The organism is Actinomadura meyerae, assembly GCF_900188445.1.
GTDB lineage: Bacteria > Actinomycetota > Actinomycetes > Streptosporangiales > Streptosporangiaceae > Spirillospora > Spirillospora meyerae.
The window spans coordinates 46,554-61,909 of record NZ_FZOR01000023.1 but is presented as its reverse complement, the minus strand read 5'-3'; the positions used below and the strand labels follow the sequence as shown (position 1 = coordinate 61,909).

Below are 15,356 nucleotides of genomic sequence, written 5' to 3'. Positions count from 1 at the left end.
CTCCGGTGAGGGAGACCCTACGGAACCTCGGCCGGGCGTTGTACCCGGTTCGCCGTGAGTACCGCCACTTATCCGGATTGAGTAGTACCTCCGTACCGGCCGGTTTCCCAACCCGGCACAATCGCCGGATGACCAGCACGAAGACCTCCCGCGGGGTGCGCGCGGCGGCGCGGCACGAGGCGCGGCTGCTGTGGGCGGCCAATCCCGGCCTGTTCGCGCTCCTCGAGGCGGCCCGCCACACCGGTCCCATCGCGCGCGTCCCCAGGCTCGGATGGGTCGTGACGGACCCGGTGCTCGCCCGGCAGGTCCTCAACGACCACGCCGCCTTCGGCATGAACGGCGAGGGCGGCGTCGGGCACCTGTGGACGCAGCTGTTCGGCGACGAGATGGCGCAGTTCTTCGGCGGCGCGCGGCACGCGGAGATCCGCACCCGCGCCCGGGACCTGTTCACCGAGGACGCCGCGCGCGAGCTGGTCGAGCGGTCGCAGGGCCCCTCGCACGCCGTGCTCGCCCGCCGGCTCGCCGCGGGCGGCACCGTGGACGTCGCGGACGCCGCGCGCGTGCTCGGCGGGCGGATGGTCGCCGACCTGCTGGGGCTGCCCGCCCGGCGGGACGACGGCGGCTACCGGGAGCTGTTCGCGGCCGGGGAGCGGCTCGCCCGGCTGGCGCTCGGCACCACCGCGTCCACCGAGCTCGACCCGGCGGTCCTCGCGCGGGCCCGGGGCATCGCGGGCGAGATCACCGCCGCCGTCCCGGACGCCTACCGGACGGCCGGGACGCACACCCTCCTCGGCCGCTGCCGCGAGCTGGACCTCGGCCTGCCGCTCGCCCGCGGCCTGGCGACGCTGCTGGTGATCGCCGGGACCGAGACGGGCGCGTCCGGGACCGCCCGCACGGTCGCGCTGCTGCACGACACCGGGCAGCAGCGGGCGCTGCTGGACGACCCGTCGCTGCTGGGCAACGCGGTCCGCGAGGGCCTGCGCGTCGCGACCCCGGCCCCGGTGATCGGGCGGCACGTGCAGCGGGACGCCTCCGTCGGCGGGCGGCGGCTCCGCGCGGGCGAGCGGGTCCTGCTGCTGACGTACCGCGCGACGAACGGCGCGGGGCCGTTCGACATCCGCCGCGAGTACGTCCCGGAGACGCGGCAGCTGTGGTTCGGCGGGGGCCGCCACCTGTGCCTGGGCGCGGCCGTCGCGCGCACCCAGGCGGCGCGGATGCTGGACACGCTGCTGGCGGACGGCGGGCCGTACCGGGTGGTGGGCCGCCGCCTGGCGCGCGGCGTGCTCGTCCCGGCGTACGCCGAGCTGCGGGTGCGGCTCGCCCGGCGGGACGGCTAGACCTCGGGGATCTCCATCGTCGGCGGCACCGTCGTCGCGGGGGCCCTGGGGGTCGGGGCGGGCTCCGGGGAGTGCGTGATCGTCGGGCTGACCGGGCGCACCGGCTCCGGTTCGCGGGGCGCGGAGTTCCACCACCACAGCGCGAACGAGATGGCGAACAGCACGAGCACGCCGCCGATGAGCTGGAGCACCGATCGGCGGTGGCTCGGTTCGGCTCCGCGGCGGCGCCGGCGCAGGCGGCCGGCCCCGGCGGCCCGCCGCGCGGAGCGGCGGTAGCGGCGCCGCTCCCGGCGGCTCGGGGGGCGTGCGCGCTCGCGTGCCGACGGCTCGGTGAACGCGGCGCTCCGCACGAATTCCTCGTCGAACACGGGCTCGTCGAAATCTGCGGCCATGGGGTTCTCCGGCGCGGGGGAGGTCGGACGACCAGGCTATGCGACCCTCCCGGCGTCCACTCCGGCACGTTTCTAGAACGCGTTCTACATAAACCTCGACATCCGGTGAGGAAGCTCACCGGACGCCGCCCTTGCCGCACGCCCACGGTCGTGGCATGCGGGAGCGCGCCGCACGTCGGACCAGTTGGAGACGATCATGACTGCATGGTCATCAATCAAACAGTTGATGGAGACAGAAGAATAGACTTGAGTCTCATTTACTCTTGAACCGGCCCTGGAACCGGTTCTACGGTGGGCGCAAGCGCCGTCCCATCGGGAGGAACCGCCGCATGACCGCCACCGTCTCGGAGACCGCCGCCGTCCCCGCCGCCGTCCCCGCCACCGTCCCCGCCACCGTGCCCGCCGGATTCGACTTCGCCGACCCCGGCCTGATGGCCGAGCGCGTCCCCCTCGCCGAGTTCGCGCTGCTCCGCCGGACCGGCGCGCCCTGGTGGAACGCGCAGCCCCGCGGCACCACCGGCTTCGCCGACGACGGCTTCTGGGTGATCAGCAGGCACGCGCACATCAAGGAGATCTCCCGCGACCACGAGCAGTGGTCGTCCAACGCCAACGGCGCGGTGATCCGGTTCAACGAGCGGTTCGGCGCGGAGGAACTGGACGTCCAGCGGGAGAACCTGCTGCTGCACATGGACCCGCCGCAGCACGCCAAACTGCGCAAGATCGTGTCGCGCGGCTTCACCCCGCGGGTCGTCAACGGCCTGCGCGACGCGCTCGCCGAGCGCGCCGAGCGGATCGTCACCGAGGCGCGCCGGCGCGGCGGCGAGGGCGACTTCGTCACCGAGATCGCGGCCGAGCTGCCGCTGCAGGCGATCGCCGAGCTGATGGGCGTCCCGCAGCGGGACCGGCGGCGGCTGTTCGACTGGTCCAACCAGATGCTCGGCTACGACGACCCCGAGTACGACGGCGACCCGGCCTGCGCCGCCGCCGAGATCATCGGCTACTCGATGGGGCTCGCCGAGCAGCGCCGCGGCTGCCCCGCCCACGACATCGTGACCAAGCTCGTCCAGGCGGACGTGGACGGGCACGGCCTGTCCGACGACGAGTTCGGCTACTTCATGATCCTGCTCGCGGTCGCGGGCAACGAGACGACCCGCAACGCCATCACGCACGGGATGATCGCGTTCATGGAGAATCCGGGCCAGTGGGAGCTCTACAAGGCCGAGCGCCCCGAGACCGCGGCCGACGAGGTCGTCCGGTGGTCGACGCCCGTCACCGCCTTCCAGCGGACGGCCGTCCGCGACACCGAGCTGGGCGGCGTGGAGATCAAGGCCGGCGACCGCGTGGCGATGTACTACAGCTCCGCCAACTTCGACGAGGACGTCTTCACCGACCCGATGGCGTTCGACATCACCCGCTCCCCCAACCCGCACCTCGGCTTCGGCGGGACCGGCGCGCACTACTGCATCGGCGCGAACCTCGCCCGCCTGGAGATCGGGCTGATGTTCGACGCGATCGCCGACCAGATGCCGGGCATCACGCGCCTCGGCGAGCCGCGGCGGCTCCGTTCCGCCTGGCTGAACGGCATCAAGGAACTGCGCGTCCGCTACTGACAGCGGGCCGCCATCGCCCCCACCGCCCGCTCCCCGATCCCTCTCACCGGGACCCGCCCTGGCCGGGAAAAGTTAGAACACGTTACATTCAAAGCTGAATCGTATTCTAGAAGGAGACCGCATGGGTACCCCGGTGATCGTCGAGGCGGTGCGCACGCCGCTCGGGAAGCGCAACGGATGGCTCGCGGGCCTGAAGCCGATGGCCGTCCTGGCGCACGCGCTGAACGCGCTGGTCGAGCGGTCCGGCATCGACGCCGCCGAGGTGGAGCAGGTCTTCGCCGGCTGCGTCACGCAGGCCGGCGAGCAGGGCGGGCACATCGGCCGCTACTCCTGGCTGTACGCGGGGCTGCCGTGGCAGACCGGCGTCACCACGATCGACGCGCAGTGCGGCTCCTCGCAGCAGGGCGTCCACCTCGCGGCGTCGCAGATCGCGGCGGGCGTGGTGGACGTCGCGATCGGCTGCGGCGTCGAGGTGATGAGCCGCGCCCCGCTCGGCACCAACGTGATGCCCGCGAACCCCCGCCCGGACGACTGGTCGCTCGACATGCCGAACCAGTTCGAGGCGGCCGAGCGGATCGCCGCCCGGCGCGGCATCACCCGCGCCGACCTGGACGCGTTCGGCGCCCGCTCGCAGCAGCTCGCCGCCAAGGCGTGGGCGGACGGCCGCTTCGACCGCGAGGTCGCGCCCGTCACCGCGCCCGTCCTGGACGCCGAGGGCAACCCGACCGGGGAGACCCGGGAGGTCACCCGCGACCAGGGCCTGCGCGAGACGACCGCCGACGGCCTCGCCAAGCTGCGGCCCGTCATGCCGGACGCGCTGCACACCGCGGGCACCTCGTCGCAGATCTCCGACGGCGCCGCCGCCGTGCTGCTGATGTCGGAGGAGAAGGCGAAGGCGCTCGGGCTGCGCCCCCGCGCCCGGATCCGGACGCAGGCGCTGGTCGGCGGCGAGCCGTACTACCACCTGGACGGCCCGGTGCAGGCGACCGAGCGCGTGCTCCAGCGGTCCGGGATGACGATGGGCGACATCGACATCACCGAGATCAACGAGGCGTTCGCGTCGATCGTGCTGTCGTGGGCGTCGGTCCACAAGCCCGACATGGACAAGGTCAACGTCAACGGCGGCGCCATCGCCATCGGCCACCCGGTCGGCGCCACCGGCGCGCGGCTCATCACGACCGCCCTCCACGAGCTGGAGCGCCGCGACGCCGGCACCGCCCTCATCACCATGTGCGCGGGCGGCGCGCTGTCCACGGCCACCATCCTCGACCGGATCTGAGCCGCTCGTCCGCCCCGGCTACCGTTGCCGGGGCGGACCCATGTCTCGACCCCATGTTTCATATAGGCGCGAAAGGCGGTCTCGGTGCAGCCGGAACCTGAGGACCTCGGCGGCGGGCTGTGGAGCGTTCCCGTCCCCATCCCGGACAACCCGCTCGCGTACACCCTCGTGTACGCGGTGGAAAGCCCGAAGGGGCCCGTCCTGATCGACGCGGGCTGGCAGCACGAGGACGCCTGGGCGGCCCTCCGCGACGGCCTCGGCACGTTCGGGATCCAGATGTCGGACGTCCACGGCGTGGTCGTCACGCACTTCCACCCGGACCACTCGGGGCTCGCGGGGCGCGTCCGCGAGACGTCCGGCGCCTGGATCGCGATGCACCACGCGGACGCCGACGTCGTCCGGATGTTCCACGCCGCCGGGCAGGGCGACCGCCGCCAGTTCGAGCTGACCGCGCTGCGCCGCGCCGGTGCCGCCGAGTCCGAGCTGACCGGCCCGAGCGGGCGGACCTCGGTGTCGCCGCCGGCGATCCCCGACCGTGAGCTGGCGAACGGCGACCTGGCCGACGTCCCGGGGCGGCGGCTGCGCGCCATCTGGACGCCGGGCCACTCCCCCGGCCACATCTGCCTCCACCTCGAGGACGGCGACCGCATCTTCACCGGCGACCACGTCCTGCCGCGCATCACCCCGCACATCGGCCTCTACCCGTACGACACCCCGGACGTGGACCCGCTGAGCGACTTCCTGGGCTCGCTCGACAAGGTCTCGGCCATGGGGGTGGACGAGGTGCTCCCCGCCCACCAGTACCGCTTCAACGGCCTCTCCGGCCGCGCCCGCGAGATCATCGCGCACCACGAGGAGCGGCTCGCCGAGGTGGCGGCCCTGCTGTCCCCATCGCCCATCACGCTGTGGGACCTGACAGCGGGCCTCAGCTGGCGGCACCCGTGGGCCGAGATGTCCCAGCAGTCGCGCCGCATGGCCGCCGCCGAGGCCGCCGCCCACCTCCGCACCCTGGAGACGCGAGGAGTCGCCCGCCGCGAGGGCACGGACGACCCCCTGCGCTACGTCCTGCGCTGACCGCCCGCTAACCGCTCACCAACCGTCCGCGGCCTGCACACCGGCGGCGGCGACGTGCAGGACCGCGTCGGCGGCGGCGACGCCCGGCCCGTCGAGGGCGGCGTAGTGCCGTCCCGGCGTCATGTCGGTGCGTGTGCGCGCGGGAGGGATCGCGCCGGCGCTCGTCAGGCTCCACGTCATGGTGCGGTGCTGCAGGAAGCCCTCGTAGGTGCCGGGGTCGGGTTCGCCCAGGCCGAGGGCTTCGCTGCGTCCCATGCTGCCGATGATGACGGTGTACCGGCCGTCCAGCAGCGACCCCGCGATGGCTCCGGCGGACGACCAGCCGATGTCCATTCCCGCCATGCTCATGCTGCTCGGGTTGCGCTGGAGGTGGCTGTTGTGCGCGAAGACGAGGGTCGGGCCGCGCTCCGCCTCGATCGCGCGGACGTCCAGGAGGTGCTGGGCCATGAGCGCGTCCCGCGTGGCCATCAGGCCCGAGATCCGCGCGCTCTCCTCGATCCGCCGGGCGGCCTGCGCGTGGTAGCGGAGCAGGCCGATGCCCGCGGTGAGGTGGGTGCGGGCGCGGAACCAGGCGGCGCGCGAGGTCGCCGCGATCAGTTCCGGTGCCCGCGCGTAGAGCGAGGTGAGCATGTCGTCGGCCGCCGCCCGTGAGCGGGCCGCCTCGGGGCTGCCGCCGGGCGACTCCGCCGGGTCCAGGATGGCCTCCTGGCGGCTCCACCTCTCGTCGGGGCCGAGCATGGCCGCGATGTCGAGGTCGAGTCCCAGGTAGTCGCGGGCGTACTCCAGATGGCGGCGCGGGCTGGGCGCGCTGGTGTTCTCGGCCGGGACGTCGAAGCCGTGGAAGGCCAGCCGCTCTCCGGCGGGACGGCCGTCGTTGTACTCGCGCATCCAGGCGACCAGCCGGCGATTGGACTCCAGCCGGCCGAAGCCGTGCGAGAAGCCCTCGGCCATCGCCGTGTCGAGGGTGCCCGTCCCGCGCCGGACGAAGTCGTCCACCGCGAGCGCGGCCACCCGATCGGTCTCCAGGGCGATGGAGCGAAAGCCCAGGTCCGCCAGCGCGGCGAGCAGCTCGTTGCGGACGTCCCCGAACACCGGTTCCTGGGACGGGTGGGCGGGCTCGCCGAGCGCCAGCAGCTCGCATGACGCGGACACGAAGTCGTGAATCTCCTGACTCATGTGCCTTAATCGTAACTTTGAAAGGACGAGTGAAGCTTTCGGGCGCTGCCCCCAGGTAGCGACGCCCGAAGCCTCAAACGCGACAGCGTCAGACGCGGGTGACGTCCCCCTCGCCGACATGGCGCGGGCCGCCTCGTCGAACGCCGCCGGCGCGGCGCGGGCGCCGGCGAGCTCCCGCGCTGCTGGAGCGCGGATCCACGCATCAGCCGGAACGGGGAGGAAGGGGCCGTGTGCGAGCCAGGTCACCTTTGCCGTCCGGGCCCTTGATGAGACTCCAGTCTCATGTTAGAACGTGTTCTAGGTCTGCGGCCAAGCAAGCGCTCAGTCGAGCGATCTGGCACCGTCCCGGCACGAAGGGTCTTCCATGGCACTCGCGACGTCCATCGCTCCGCACGATCGGGTGTTCCGCGCCCCCGAGATCGACGTCATCGATCCGGGCGTGTACGAGCGCGGAGGCATCCCCCACCGGCAGTTCCAGTGGCTGCGCGACAACGACCCCGTCCACTGGCACCAGGACCCCAACGAGGGCGTCCCCGGGTTCTGGGCCGTGACGCGGCACGAGGACGTCGTGTCGGTGTCGCGGCGCGCCAACCCGTACTCCTCGCACGAGCGCACCGCGATGTTCGAGGAGTTCTCGTCCGACGACATCGACATGTACGGCCAGATGATGCTGTTCCAGGACCCGCCGGACCACACCCGGCTGCGGGCCATGGTGAACAAGGGCTTCACGCCGCGGATGATCGGCCGGCTGGAGGACCACATCCGCCGGATCTGCAACGAGCTGATCGACGAGGCGGCGCCGCTCGGCGAGTGCGACTTCGTGGAGAAGTTCGCCGCGCCGCTCCCGCTCTACACGATCTGCGAGCTGCTCGGCGCGCCGCTGGAGGACCGGGAGCGGATCTTCCACTGGTCGAACAAGCTGGTCGCCTTCAACGACCCCGAGTTCATCGGGGGCCGCGAGGAGTCGACGCTGTGCGCGGCCGAGTTCGCCGAGTGGGGCGGGCAGCTCGCGGCGGCGCGCGAGTCCACCCCGCGCGACGACATCGTGACCAAGCTGCTCGCGCCCGACGCGGACGGCAACCGGATCACGCTGGAGGAGTTCCAGCTGTTCGTGATCATGCTGTCGATCGCCGGGAACGAGACCACCCGGACCGCGACCGCGGGCGGCATGCTGGCCTTCTTCGAGCGCCCCGACCAGTGGGAGCGGCTGCGCGCCGACCGGAGCCTGCTGCCGACGGCGGTCGAGGAGATCGTCCGCTGGGTGAGCCCGATCAACCAGTTCCGCCGCACCGCCCTGGTCGACACCGAGCTCGGCGGCAAGCAGATCAAGGCCGGCGACAAGGTCGTGCTGTTCTACGGCTCCGCCAACCGGGACGAGCGGGTCTTCGACGCCCCGTTCTCGTTCGACGTGGGCCGCGACCCGAACCCGCACATCGGCTTCGGCGGCGGCGGCCCGCACTACTGCCTCGGCACCCACCTCGCCCGGCTGAACCTGCGCATCATCTTCGAGACGATCCTCGACCGGATGCCCGACATCCGGCTCGCCGGCGAGCCCCGCCGGCTCCGGTCCAACTTCGTCAACGGCTACAAGGAGATCCCGGTGAGCTTCACACCGTCCGCCCCGCTCGGGGGCTGACGGCGTCTGCGGACGAGGAGGTTCGAGACGATGACCACCACCCCCCACGCCACCCCTGACGCCACCCCTGACATCGAGCTGGTCGACCCGGGCGCCTACGAGCGCGGCGGCATCCCGCACGAGCAGCTGACCTGGCTGCGCGAGCACGATCCCGTCCACTGGCACCACGGCGACCCGAGCCGGGACTACCCGCCGTTCTGGGCGGTCACCCGGCACGAGGACGTCGTGCACGTGTCGCGGCACCCGGAGCTGTTCTCCTCGTGGCGGCGGCTCGCGCTGTTCGACGAGCCGCCGGAGGAGCACCTCGTCCTGCAGCGGATGATGATGCTCAACCAGGACCCGCCGGAGCACTCGCGCAAGCGGAGCATCGTGAACCGCGGGTTCACGCCGCGCGCGATCGGCGCCCTGGAGGAGCACATCCGCGACATCTGCCGCAGGCTCGTCGCGGAGACCGTGGAGCGGGGGGAGGACGCCGACTTCGTCCGCGACCTGGCGGCGCCGCTGCCGCTGTACGTGATCTGCGAGCTGCTGGGCGCCCCGCCGGAGGACCGGGAGAAGATCTTCACCTGGTCGAACACCCTCATCGGCGGGGACGACCCGGAGTTCCAGCGCACGCCCGAGGAGGGGCAGGCCGCGGCGACGGAGCTGTACGCCTACGCCAACGTCCTGGCCGCCGAGCGGCGGGAGAACCCGCGCGACGACATCGTCACGAAGCTCCTCCAGCCGGACGCCGGCGGCGAGGTCCTCACCGGCGACGAGTTCGAGCTGTTCGTGATGCTGCTGTCGGTCGCCGGAAACGAGACCACCCGCAACGCGGCGACCGGCGGCATGCTCGCGCTGCTGGAGCACCCGGAGCAGTGGGAGCGGCTGAAGGCCGACCGGTCGCTGGTCCGCACGGCGGCGGACGAGATCGTCCGCTGGGTCACGCCGGTCAACCTGTTCCGGCGGACCGCCGTCCGGGACACCGAGCTCGGCGGCAAGACGATCAAGGAGGGCGACAAGGTCGTCGTCTTCTACTCCTCCGCGAACCGCGACGAGGCCGTGTTCGCCGACCCGTGGGCGTTCGACGTGGGCCGGGACCCGAACCCCCACCTCGGCTTCGGCGGCGGCGGGCCGCACTTCTGCCTGGGGTCCCACCTCGCCCGACTCGAGCTGAGTGTGCTCTTCGAAACACTTTTGGACACTGTGCCCAATATTGAACTCAGCGGTAACGTTCGCAGGCTAAGGTCTAGTTTCATCAACGGCATAAAGGAGATGCCGGTGCGTGTGCGTCCGGCGTCCCTCGACTGACGGGAGTGGTGCGTGGGCAGGGGCTGGCGTGGGTGAGGCAGGCGAGGCGGGCGGTCATGCGCAGGACGGCCCCCTGCGGGTCGCCCTGCTCTCGTACCGGAGCAAGCCGCACTGCGGCGGCCAGGGGGTCTACCTCCGGCATCTGAGCCGGGAGCTGGTCGATCTCGGGCACTCGGTCGAGGTGGTCTCCGGCCAGCCGTATCCCGAGCTGGACCGGGAGGAGATCGTCCTCACCAAGCTCCCGAGCCTGGACCTCTACCGGGACGAGGACCCGTTCCGCACCCCCGCCCTCCGCGAGTTCCGCGACTGGGTGGACGTCCTCGAGTTCGCGCACATGAAGACGGGCGGCTTCCCCGAGCCGCTGACGTTCTCGCTGCGCGCGCTGCGGCTGCTGAAGCGGCGCCGGCGCGACTTCGACGTGGTGCACGACAACCAGGTCCTCGGGCTCGGCAACCTCGGCATCGCCGGGCTCGGGCTGCCGCTGGTGACCAGCATCCACCACCCGATCAGCGTGGACCGGCGCATCGAGCTGGAGGCCGCGCGCGGGATCAAGCAGAAGCTCGGCAAGCGCCGCTGGTACGGGTTCGTCGCGATGCAGGCCCAGGTGTCGCGGCGGATCGGCCCGGTGCTGACGGTGTCGGAGTCGTCCAAGGTCGACATCGTCAAGGACTTCAAGGTCGACCCGCGCGACATCGAGATCCTGCCGCTCGGCGTCGACACCCGCATCTTCCACCCGCGCGGCGAGCGCGTCCCCGGCCGGATCGTGGCGATGGCCAGCGCGGACGCGCCGATCAAGGGCGTGGACGTGCTGCTGCGCGCGGTCGCCAAGGTCGCGACCGAGCGGGACGTCCACGTCGTGATCGTCAGCAGGCCGCAGAAGGACGGCCCGACCGAGAGGCTCGTCCGCGAGCTCGCCCTCGGCGACCGCGTGCGGTTCGTCAGCGGGATCAGCGACGACGAGCTGGGCGAGCTGCTGGCGTCGGCGGAGATCGCCGTCGTCCCGTCCCGGTACGAGGGGTTCTCGCTGCCCGCCGTGGAGCACATGGCGTCCGGCACGCCGCTGGTCGCGAGCCGCGCCGGCGCGCTGCCCGAGGTCGTCGGCGACGCGGGGATCCTCGTCTCGCCCGGGGACGTCGAGGAGCTGGCCGCGACCCTGCACCGCCTGCACGACTCCGCCGAGGAGCGGGCACGGACCGGTGCCGCGGGGCTCGCCCGCGTCCAGCGGCGCTTCGCCTGGCCGGCCGTGGCACGCGCCACCGTCGAGCACTACCGGGCGGCCATCGCCCAGCAGAACTACCTGCGGCTGGCCGCGAAGGGCAAGTAGGGGACGCCCGCCGGGCCCCCTGTACGGAAGGAGCACGACCCTGCTGACCGTGGATTTCCAGCGGTTCCGCGTCACCCCCGGAGACCGCGTCCTCGACATGGGATGCGGCGCCGGACGGCACGCCTTCGAGCTGTACCGCCGGGGTGCGCACGTCGTGGCCTTCGACATGGACGCCGACGAGCTGGCGGGCGTGGAGAAGATGTTCGGGGCGATGCGCCTCGCGGACGAGGTGCCGGCCGGCGCGACCGCCGAGACCGTGCAGGGTGACGCGCTCGACCTGCCGTTCCCCGACGACCACTTCGACGCGATCATCGCGTCCGAGGTGCTGGAGCACATCCCCGACGACATGCGGGCGATGCGGGAGCTGCTCCGCGTCCTCAAGCCCGGCGGGAAGCTGGCCGTGACGGTGCCGAGCTGGCTGCCCGAACGGGTGTGCTGGGCGCTGTCCGAGGACTACCACACCGCCCCCGGCGGGCACGTGCGGATCTACACCCGCGCCGAGCTGGAGGCCAAGCTGAAGTCGATCGGCTTCAAGGTCGGCGGCCACCACCACGCGCACGGCCTGCACGCCCCGTACTGGTGGATCAAGTGCGCGGTGGGGGTCGACAACGACGCCAACCCGCTCGCCAAGGCGTACCACCAGATCCTCGTGTGGGACATCATGAAGCGGCCGCTGGCGACGCGGCTCGCCGAGCGGGTGATGAACCCGCTGATCGGCAAGAGCGTCGTCGTGTACTTCGCCAAGCCCGCCGTGCCGGGCACGCCCGCGGCCCCGGCCAAGGAGACGGCGGATGCGGTCTGAGGCCGCCCCGCCCTCCGTCCCCGGCGTCCTGACCTCCGACGACATCGTCGCCACGGCGCGCAGCATCGTGGCGCAGCAGGAGGCGTCCGGCGCCATCCCGTGGTTCTCGCCGACCGGCGGCGTGCCCGGCCACGTGGACGCCTGGAACCACGTCGAGGCGGCGATGGCGCTGACCGTCGCCGGGTTCGGCGCGGAGGCGCGGCGGGCCTACGAGTGGCTGCGGAGCGTCCAGCGGCCGGACGGGTCCTGGCCCGCGAAGTGGGTGCTCGGCGAGGTCACCGAGCCGGGCGGCGAGTCCAACCACGCCGCCTACGTGGCGGTCGGCGTCTGGCACGAGCTGCTGTGCACCGGCGACGAGGGCTTCGCGCGGCACATGTGGCCGGCGGTCCGCCGGGCGATCGACTTCACGCTCGGGCTGCGCACCCGGCGCGGGGAGATCATCTGGATCCGGCACGAGAGCGGCGAGCCGTCCGACCACGCGCTGCTGACCGGCTGCTCGTCGATCTACCAGTCGCTGCGCTGCGCGGTCGCGCTGGCCGAGCACCTCGGCGAGCCGCAGCCGGAGTGGGAGCTCGCCGCCGACCAGCTCGGGCACGTGGTGGCCGCGCACCCGGAGGCGTTCGCCGACAAGAGCCGCTGGTCGATGGACTGGTACTACCCGGTGCTCGGCGGCCCGGTCCGCGGCGCGGACGCGGCGCGGCGGTTCGCCGAGGGCTGGGACACGTTCGTGGTGCCGGGCCTCGGCTGCCGGTGCGTGTCGGACCAGCCGTGGGTGACGGCGGCGGAGAGCTGCGAGCTGGTGCTGGCGCTGGACGCGTCCGGCGACCGCGACCGGGCGCTGGAGCTGTTCACGACGATCCAGCACCTGCGGCACGAGGACGGCTCGTACTGGACGGGCTGGCAGTTCGAGAACGAGCGGCACTTCCCGGGGGACCGCTCCACCTACACGGCGGCGGCGGTGATCCTCGCGGCCGACGCGCTGGCGGACGCCTCCCCCGGCTCCCGGCTGTTCAAGGAGGTCGCCGGGCGGCCGCTCGGGCCGTCTGAGGCGTCCGATCCGCTCGCGTGCGGGTGCGCGCTCGTACCGGCGGCCGGCCGCGGCTGATCGGGGGGACCCGCCCGGGCCGGCCGGCGCGGGCCGGGCCGCGGGCTACCGGGTGCCCAGCTACCGGGTGCCGAGGGGGTCGGCGTCGCTGACGCGTTCCAGGACGCGCAGCGACCCCACCACCCGGCGCTCCTCGAAGGCGCCGCTCTCCAGGGCGCGCAGGTAGAGGTGGTAGGGCGCCTGCCCGCCGTCCTTCGGGTCGGGGAAGACGTCGTGGATGACGAGGGCCCCGCCGACGGCGACGTGCGGGGCCCAGCCCTCGTAGTCGCCCTGGGCGTGCTCCTCGGCGTGCCCGCCGTCGATGAACAGCAGCGCCAGCGGCGTCCGCCAGAGCGCCGACACCGTGCGCGACTGGCCGACGATGGCGACGACCTCGTCCTCCAGGCCGGCGGCGCCGATCGTCTTGCGGAAGGTCGGCAGCGTGTCCATGCGGCCGGTGCTCGGGTCGACCAGGGACGGGTCGTGGTGCTCCCAGCCCGCCTGGTTCTCCTCCGAGCCGTGGTGGTGGTCGACGGTGACCAGGACGGTGCCCGCCTCCCGGGCGGCGGCGCCCAGGTAGACGGCGGACTTGCCGCAGTAGGTGCCGACTTCGAGCATGGGGCCGGTCGCGGCGAGGCGCGCCCCGTAGCCGAGGCCCGTCTGGTAGAGCGCGCGGCCCTCGTCGTCCGGCATGAAGCCCTTGGCCGTGCGCGCGGCGCGCAGCAGCTCCGAGGGCATCTCGGGGGCGGCTTGGGGGGTCGTCCCCGGGTCGGCGGACGCCTTGCTGTGGGTCATCGATCTCCTCCGTCGGGGCACCCTACTATCCGCGCTCCGGGGGCGGGACGCCGGTCTTGCCCAGCCAGACTGGAACGTGTTCTACTTTCGGGGGTGGGCGCCCCTTTCCGAACCTGGTTCGGTAGGTTGGCGGTCACGGTGCACCCTGGAACGGAGAAACGATGAGAGTACGAGTCGACCCGCTGGTGTGCGAGGCGAACGCCGTGTGCGTCGGGCTCGCACCGGAGGTCTTCGACCTGAACGACGACGACGAGCTCCAGATCCTCCAGCCGGACGTCCCGGCCGACCAGCAGGACCGCGTCCGGCACGCGGTGCGGTCGTGCCCGAAGGCCGCGCTGACGCTGGAGGAGTAGCCGCCCTCCGCCCTGTCCCCGCCCCGTCCCCCCGTCCCCTCTCCCCCTTTCCTCTCCTCAACGTGGAGGCAGCGATGGCACGTGCCGCGGTCCTGCATGCGGTCGGCGACAAGGAACTCGACCTGCGCGACGACGTCTCGACGATCGATCCGGGTCCCGACCAGGTCAAGGTCAAGATCAAGGCGACGGGGGTCTGCCACTCGGACCTGTCGACCATGAGCGGCGTGCTGCCGGCGGCGCTGCCGACCGTCATCGGGCACGAGGGCGCGGGCGTCGTCACGGAGGTCGGCGACCGGGTGACCGGCGTCGCGCCCGGCGACCACGTCGTCGTCAACTGGACGCCGGACTGCGGCGAGTGCGCCGAGTGCCTGCGCGGTGAGCCGTACCTGTGCATGACCCACCTGGCGCGGTCGTTCAGCGAGCCGGCCTTCCGGCTCGGCGACGGCAGCCCGGCGTTCGGCATGGCGGGCACCGGTACCTGGGCCGAGGAGGTCGTGCTCCCCCGGCGGGGCGTCGTCAAGGTCGCCGAGGACATCCCGTTCGAGTACGCGGCCCTGCTCGGCTGCGGCGTCCCCACCGGCGTCGGCGCGGTGTTCAACACCGCGAAGGTCGCGCCGGGCAGCACGGTCGCGGTCGTCGGCGCGGGCGGCGTCGGGCTCTCGGTGATCCAGGGCGCCAAGATCGCCGGGGCGGCCACGATCCTGGCGATCGACCCGAACGAGGCCAAGCACCCGGTCGCCGAGCGGTTCGGCGCCACCCACACCGCGACGCTGGACGGCCTGGACGAGGCCAAGGGGCTGCTCACCGGCGGCGCGGGCTTCGACTACGTCTTCGAGGTCGTCGGCAAGTCCGCGGCCATCACCACGGCGTGGAACGCCACCCGGCGCGGCGGCGACGTCATCGTGGTCGGCGCGGGCGCCGCCGACGACAGCTGGAGCCAGACCGCGTTCGCGCTGCTGTTCGACGGCAAGAGCGTCAAGGCGTCCCTGTACGGCGGCTGCGACCTCAAGCGCGACATCCCGCTGTTCGTCGACCTGTGGCGGGCCGGGAAGCTCGACATCGACGGCCTCATCACCCGCCGGATCGGCTTCGGCGACCTCAACGACGCCGTCCGGGCGCTCACCGACGGCGAAGTGATCCGCCAGGTCGTCCTGTTCGACTGATCCGGCCGTTCGACTGATCCGGCTGTTCGACTGATCCGGCC

General features: G+C 72.6%; 14 protein-coding genes. 11 read left to right on the top strand and 3 right to left on the bottom strand.

Annotated elements, in window-relative coordinates:
- The first annotated feature begins 128 nt into the window (after positions 1 to 128).
- Positions 129 to 1,337, top strand: coding sequence for a cytochrome P450 (locus CHF16_RS22800; RefSeq protein ID WP_245869043.1), 1,209 nt, complete (start codon positions 129 to 131; stop codon positions 1,335 to 1,337).
- Here the strand turns inward: CHF16_RS22800 and CHF16_RS22795 are convergent.
- Positions 1,334 to 1,729 carry an SCO2583/SCO2584 N-terminal domain-containing protein gene (locus tag CHF16_RS22795; RefSeq protein WP_089328140.1) on the bottom strand — a complete coding sequence of 132 codons (396 nt, stop codon included), beginning with the start codon at positions 1,727 to 1,729 and terminating at the stop codon, positions 1,334 to 1,336. The genes CHF16_RS22800 and CHF16_RS22795 overlap by 4 nt on opposite strands.
- Before the next feature lie 329 nt (positions 1,730 to 2,058).
- On the opposite strand from CHF16_RS22795, the gene CHF16_RS22790 reads away from it, so the two are divergent.
- From CHF16_RS22790 to CHF16_RS22780, 3 genes are all read left to right on the top strand, one after another.
- Positions 2,059 to 3,339 (top strand): cytochrome P450, encoded by a 1,281-nt coding sequence (locus CHF16_RS22790; protein WP_089328139.1) that lies wholly within the window; start codon positions 2,059 to 2,061, stop codon positions 3,337 to 3,339.
- 121 nt (positions 3,340 to 3,460) lie between these two features.
- A complete protein-coding gene (locus tag CHF16_RS22785) occupies positions 3,461 to 4,618 on the top strand; it encodes a steroid 3-ketoacyl-CoA thiolase (protein WP_089328138.1) in 1,158 nt (385 codons plus the stop codon).
- Positions 4,619 to 4,702: 84 nt separating this feature from the next.
- Positions 4,703 to 5,692 carry an MBL fold metallo-hydrolase gene (locus CHF16_RS22780; protein WP_089328137.1) on the top strand — a complete coding sequence of 330 codons (990 nt, stop codon included), beginning with the start codon at positions 4,703 to 4,705 and terminating at the stop codon, positions 5,690 to 5,692.
- Positions 5,693 to 5,707: 15 nt separating this feature from the next.
- Here the strand turns inward: CHF16_RS22780 and CHF16_RS22775 are convergent, their stop codons facing one another.
- The gene (locus tag CHF16_RS22775; protein ID WP_089328136.1) at positions 5,708 to 6,868 is read right to left on the bottom strand and encodes an erythromycin esterase family protein; all 1,161 of its coding nucleotides are present in this window, start codon (positions 6,866 to 6,868) and stop codon (positions 5,708 to 5,710) included.
- Positions 6,869 to 7,232: 364 nt separating this feature from the next.
- On the opposite strand from CHF16_RS22775, the gene CHF16_RS22770 reads away from it, so the two are divergent.
- The 5 genes from CHF16_RS22770 to CHF16_RS22750 are packed head-to-tail and all read left to right on the top strand — an operon-like array spanning position 7,233 to position 13,025.
- Positions 7,233 to 8,504: a cytochrome P450 gene (locus CHF16_RS22770; RefSeq protein WP_089328135.1), complete on the top strand. Its 1,272-nt coding sequence runs from the start codon at positions 7,233 to 7,235 to the stop codon at positions 8,502 to 8,504.
- A 30-nt stretch (positions 8,505 to 8,534) separates the two neighbouring features.
- Positions 8,535 to 9,794, top strand: a complete 1,260-nt coding sequence (locus tag CHF16_RS22765) for a cytochrome P450 (RefSeq protein ID WP_089328134.1) — start codon at positions 8,535 to 8,537, stop codon at positions 9,792 to 9,794.
- Between the two features lie 28 nt (positions 9,795 to 9,822).
- Entirely contained in the window at positions 9,823 to 11,118 is a 1,296-nt protein-coding gene (locus CHF16_RS22760; RefSeq protein WP_089328133.1) for a glycosyltransferase family 4 protein, read from the top strand.
- A 40-nt stretch (positions 11,119 to 11,158) separates the two neighbouring features.
- The gene (locus CHF16_RS22755) at positions 11,159 to 11,920 is read left to right on the top strand and encodes a class I SAM-dependent methyltransferase (RefSeq protein ID WP_179271658.1); all 762 of its coding nucleotides are present in this window, start codon (positions 11,159 to 11,161) and stop codon (positions 11,918 to 11,920) included.
- Positions 11,910 to 13,025, top strand: a complete 1,116-nt coding sequence (locus CHF16_RS22750) for a glycoside hydrolase family 15 protein (RefSeq protein ID WP_089328131.1) — start codon at positions 11,910 to 11,912, stop codon at positions 13,023 to 13,025. Before CHF16_RS22755 ends, CHF16_RS22750 begins: the two co-directional genes overlap by 11 nt.
- Before the next feature lie 60 nt (positions 13,026 to 13,085).
- On the opposite strand, the gene CHF16_RS22745 is transcribed toward CHF16_RS22750, so the two are convergent.
- Complete coding sequence (locus CHF16_RS22745; protein WP_089328130.1) at positions 13,086 to 13,799, bottom strand: class I SAM-dependent methyltransferase; 714 nt, start codon at positions 13,797 to 13,799, stop codon at positions 13,086 to 13,088.
- Positions 13,800 to 13,960: 161 nt separating this feature from the next.
- Here CHF16_RS22745 and CHF16_RS22740 point away from each other — a divergent pair, with 161 nt between their 5' ends.
- Positions 13,961 to 14,152: a ferredoxin gene (locus CHF16_RS22740; RefSeq protein WP_089328129.1), complete on the top strand. Its 192-nt coding sequence runs from the start codon at positions 13,961 to 13,963 to the stop codon at positions 14,150 to 14,152.
- Positions 14,153 to 14,226: 74 nt separating this feature from the next.
- Positions 14,227 to 15,315 (top strand): alcohol dehydrogenase catalytic domain-containing protein, encoded by a 1,089-nt coding sequence (locus CHF16_RS22735; protein WP_089328128.1) that lies wholly within the window; start codon positions 14,227 to 14,229, stop codon positions 15,313 to 15,315.
- The last annotated feature ends 41 nt before the right edge of the window (positions 15,316 to 15,356 follow it).